Annotated in this window: 4 protein-coding genes; 1 reads left to right on the top strand and 3 read right to left on the bottom strand. The window is 73.9% G+C overall.

Annotated features, from left to right (window positions below):
- Positions 1-501: 501 nt before the first annotated feature.
- Entirely contained in the window at positions 502-1,206 is a 705-nt protein-coding gene (locus E1283_RS32990; protein ID WP_132821841.1) for a bifunctional DNA primase/polymerase, read from the top strand.
- A gap of 224 nt (positions 1,207-1,430) precedes the next feature.
- Here E1283_RS32990 and E1283_RS32985 read toward each other — a convergent pair whose 3' ends face one another.
- The 3 genes from E1283_RS32985 to E1283_RS32975 form a co-directional block, all read right to left on the bottom strand.
- Positions 1,431-2,396 (bottom strand): DUF5926 family protein, encoded by a 966-nt coding sequence (locus E1283_RS32985; protein ID WP_132821840.1) that lies wholly within the window; start codon positions 2,394-2,396, stop codon positions 1,431-1,433.
- Between the two features lie 84 nt (positions 2,397-2,480).
- The gene (locus tag E1283_RS32980) at positions 2,481-2,900 is read right to left on the bottom strand and encodes an ATP-binding protein (RefSeq protein WP_132821842.1); all 420 of its coding nucleotides are present in this window, start codon (positions 2,898-2,900) and stop codon (positions 2,481-2,483) included.
- A 191-nt stretch (positions 2,901-3,091) separates the two neighbouring features.
- Entirely contained in the window at positions 3,092-3,877 is a 786-nt protein-coding gene (locus tag E1283_RS32975; protein ID WP_132821839.1) for a glycerophosphodiester phosphodiesterase, read from the bottom strand.
- Positions 3,878-4,130 lie beyond the last annotated feature (253 nt).

The raw sequence follows: 4,130 nt of genomic DNA, 5'->3' as shown, positions 1-4,130 counted from the left end.
CCCCTGACGCGCCCCCCGCGCCGCGCCGCCCCCGGGCGCCGGAGTCTCTGGCAGTGCGGATCGCGCCGGGTGGATTCCGGCCACTTTTGGCGGGGGTGAGCTGGTCATGTGCGTCGCGAACCCCCAGATATGTGTGTCGCTATGGGACTTTTCCACCGGGTGGAGTACGGCAGCCGCGATGTCCAGTATCGTCCTGCCGTGATGGATGATGCCCAGGTAGCGGGCGCGTTCCGGAGTCGACAGGCCGGGCCGGGGCGAGTTTGGCGGAAAAGGAACGCCACTGGGGGCGATGCGCGATCGACTGGGCCTTCCGGGCGGCGGATCGAGCCGGGCGGGCTGGGTACATATCGGAACGGATCGATGAGCTCTGGCGTCCTACCCGGTATGGGTGGCCAGGCTCCCCCTTCGCCTCGCCGCTCCGCGCCAGCGCGACCCGCTACATACGGTGATCTAAGTTCCACGTGGTGTAACTGAACCCGCGAAGGAAAGGAACGAGCGCCGATGCGCGAGATCCTCGGAGAGCGACGCACGAACGGAAAAGGCGACGGCGGCGGCAGTGACGGCGGTGTTCGGCGGCGGAGTCTGCCGCTGCGCGGCGCCGCCCTGGCCTTCGCACGGCGGTGGGGGTGGCCCGTGGTGCCCGGCGCCGAGGTGCTCGACGACGGCGGCTGCGGCTGCCGGCGTCCCGACTGCCCGGTGCCCGGCGCGCATCCCGCCGACCCCGACCTGCTGGCCGCCACCACCGACGCCCGGATGGTCGGCTGGTGGTGGGAGGCCCGACCCGACGCCCCGATCCTGCTGGCCACCGGCGGCCACGCGCCCTGCGCCGTGAGTCTGCCGGCGGTGGCCGGCGCCTGGGCGGAGCGTGAGCTCGGCCGCCGGGGGAAACCCGGCGTGGGGCCGGTGATCGCCACGCCCACCCGCTGGCTGCTGCTGGTGGCGCCCTACGAGCTGCCGCAGCTCGGCGAGGAGTTGGCGGCCCGGGAGCGGGTGCCCAGCTCGCTGCGGTTCCACGGCCCGGGCGGCTGCCTCCCGCTGCCGCCCTCGAAGACCGGCGCCGGCGCGGTGAGCTGGGTGCGGGAGCCGCAGCGGTGCCGGACCGGGGGGCGGGGCCGGGTGGCGCTGCCGCGTATCGAGGGGCTGCTCGACGTCCTGGTGGAGGCGGGGCTCAACGCGCCCGACCCGGATGGGCGGCTCTCGTACTGAGGGCGGGGCCCGGCACGGGGCGTCCCGAGACATGGACGGACCCGGTCGCTGGCGACGGGGGATGCACCAGCGACCGGGCCCACATCAGACCGTAACAACTCATCGGGGATTCGCAAATCCCACGCGGCCGCACAATGGCCGAACACCCAGTATTTACTGGCAGTTGTGACTGGAATCACTACCGTCGGCCGGGTGTCCGTGATTCTTCACACCGTCAGCTCGCCTCAGTTCAGGGTGATCTGACGGTTCGTGAGCCCGCTGCGCGCGCTCCGCTCCTCGGCGGTCAGCGGGGCCTCGGCGGCCAGCGCCTCGGCCAGTCGCTCGCCGAACGCGGCGGCCGGCTTCTCGCACTCCTCGGCGCCCATCGCGCTCGGCAGGTCCCACACCGGAACGGTCAGACCGTGCGCCCGGAAGGACCCCACCAGACGCGTGCCCTCGCCGAGCGAGGAGGCGCCGGCCGCGTGCAGCCTGGCCAGGCCGTCGAGCAGCGCGTCCTCGGCGTGCGGCATCACCCAGCGCAGGTGGTTCTTCTCCGGCGTCTCGCACCAGTAGGCCGCCGTGACGCCGGACAGCCGGGCCGTCGGGGTGGCCGCGGCGTTGGCGCGCTCCAGGGACGCGGTGACCTCGCCGGTCGCCTGGCTCGCGTCGTCCAGCCAGAACTCGAAGCCCTCGTGCACCTCGGGCACGAACGGGGCCTCGGGGTCGAGCAGATCCTGCAGTCGCGGCCCGGCAACGTCGGGCCGGCTGGCCGGCACCGGCGCGCCGGGCGCCGCGGTCAGCGCCCTCGCCAGCACGTCGGCCAGGTCCCTGCTGAGGTCGCCGGTGGCCGTGTCGTTCTGCACGGCGAGCAGCACCGCGCCGTCGGAGCGGCGCAGCGCGGGCCAGGCCATCGGCAGGACCGTGGCCAGGGTGACGGAGGGGACGTCCGCCGGCAGCCCTTCGCGCAGCGTCAGCGGGACGGTGGCGGCGGGGACCAGCTCGCGCAGCGCGACCCAGTCGCACTCGCCGGGCAGCCCCTCGAACGGGCGGCGGACCAGCTCGGTGGCCGCCTGGGCCGCGGCGCGCCCGTGGCACGCCTTGTAACGGCGGCCGGAGCCACAGGGACAGGGCTCGCGGGCGCCGACGACGGGAACCTCCCCGGCGACGAGCTGCGGTTGCGGCTGGCTTCGGGGACGGCGCTTCTTGGCCATGGCGTGCGGGTCTCCTGCGTGCGTGCTGCTGACGGTTTGCCGCAGGAGCCTAGTTGTTCCGCGCCGCTTCGGCGCGGCGGCCGCTCAGATCGGGCTGAGCACCGCCCAGACGGTGACCGAACCGGCCGGCTCGCCGTCCCTGACACCCCAGGTGCGGCACAGCGAGGTGATGATCGTCAGCCCCCGGCCGCCGCGCGCCGTGACGGACGGCACACCGGCTCTCGGCCTGGTCGGCCCGCCGCCGTCGGTGACGGCGATGGTGACCACGCCCGCGTCGTCCCGACTCCAGCTCGCCTCGACCTGCTGGCCGCCGGCCAGCGGTCTCGCGTGCCGACAGGAGTTGCTGAGCAACTCCGAGAGAATCAGCACCGCGTCGTCGACCACGGAGTCCGACGTCCCGCTCTCGTGCAGTTCCCGCCGCAGCCGTCGCCGAGCTGTCGCCACCCCCGACGGGCCGTGGGGCACCGCCATGGAAGACGACGTCGGCACCTGTTGTGTGACCATCAGAGCCACCCCCGAGACCTCCTTTGCCCCACGCCATGGGATTGGTGCCCTCAGGGCGCTCGGCGGAAACCGCCGATGTCACATCTGGTGACGCAGTCGTAATGATCGACACGAAGCGGGTGCGCCGTTGCACGCCCGGTAAATACGGCCCTTATCGAACCAGAAAGGGTCGGCGAGGGCCCCGCGGCCCGTCAGCCGAGGCCGGCGAGCTGCTCACGCACCGTGCGCGGCCGGTTGGTGATGATCGCGTCCACGCCGAGCCGCGCGCACAGCTCGACGTCGGCCGGCTCGTCCACCGTCCACACGAACACCAGGTGCCCGGCCCGGTGGGCCCGGTCCACGTAGCCCGGGTCGCGGCGCAGCACGCGGATCCCGGGCCCCGCGACGCGGTTGCCGGGTGGCAGCCGGCCGCCACGGTGCCTCGGCAGCAGGAACTGCATCAGATAGACCGTGGGCAGCTCGGGCGCGTGCTGCCGCACGCGCCGCAGCGAGCGCGCCGAGAAGCTCATGACGTGCACCGGGCCGGGCACCGGGTACCGCTCCAGCAGCGTGAGCAGCCGCTCCTCCACCTGCCCCGCCCACCGGGTCGGGTGCTTGGTCTCGATCGCCAGGCCCACCGGCCGGTCCGCCTCGCCGACCAGGCGGAGCAGCCGCTCCAGGGTCAGCACCGTGGTGCGCTCGGGATCGACGGCGTCCGGCGACTCGGCGCCCGACGGGCCCTTCCAGGAGCCGAAGTCCAGCTCGGCGAGCTGGGCGAGCTCCAGGGCCGACACCGCGCCCCGGCCGTTGGAGGTGCGGTCGACGCGGCGGTCGTGCACGCAGACCAGGTGACCGTCCGCGGTGAGCCGCACGTCGCACTCCAGCGCGTCGGCGCCGTCCGCGATGGCCCTGCGGTACGCGGCCAGGCTGTGCTCCGGCGCGTCCTCGGACGCCCCGCGGTGCGCGATGACCAGGGGGCGGGGGCGGTCGGCAGTCACCGCGCCATCGTGCCACGGCGCCCGCCGGCCACGGGCTCCGCGGGGTTTATCCCGGCCTGACGGAGGATGGGAAAGACTGCCACCACACCACGTGATGTCGGACCTTTGTGTCGTGTCCCTGAGGAGAGAGCCGTGAGCACCGAGAACGAGCGCGCCGGCGGACCGGACGAGCCGCCGGCCGGTGCGCCGGAGGTGGGCGGCCCGGTGGCCCCCGCTTCGCAGTCGTCAGCTCCGCAAGGCCCCACCCCCCAGC

Origin of the sequence: Streptomyces hainanensis (genome assembly GCF_004348415.1) — a bacterium.
GTDB lineage: Bacteria > Actinomycetota > Actinomycetes > Streptomycetales > Streptomycetaceae > Streptomyces > Streptomyces hainanensis.
The sequence above is the reverse complement of the archived record's forward strand: the minus strand, read 5'-3'. Positions and strand labels throughout refer to the sequence as shown.

What these genes read in the sequence shown, in the direction of transcription:
- E1283_RS32990 (WP_132821841.1), top strand. Translation starts at nt 502, where the DNA reads ATGCGCGAGATCCTCGGAGAGCGACGCACGAACGGAAAAGGCGACGGC.
- E1283_RS32985 (WP_132821840.1), bottom strand. Translation starts at nt 2,396, where the DNA reads ATGGCCAAGAAGCGCCGTCCCCGAAGCCAGCCGCAACCGCAGCTCGTC.
- E1283_RS32980 (WP_132821842.1), bottom strand. Translation starts at nt 2,900, where the DNA reads ATGGTCACACAACAGGTGCCGACGTCGTCTTCCATGGCGGTGCCCCAC.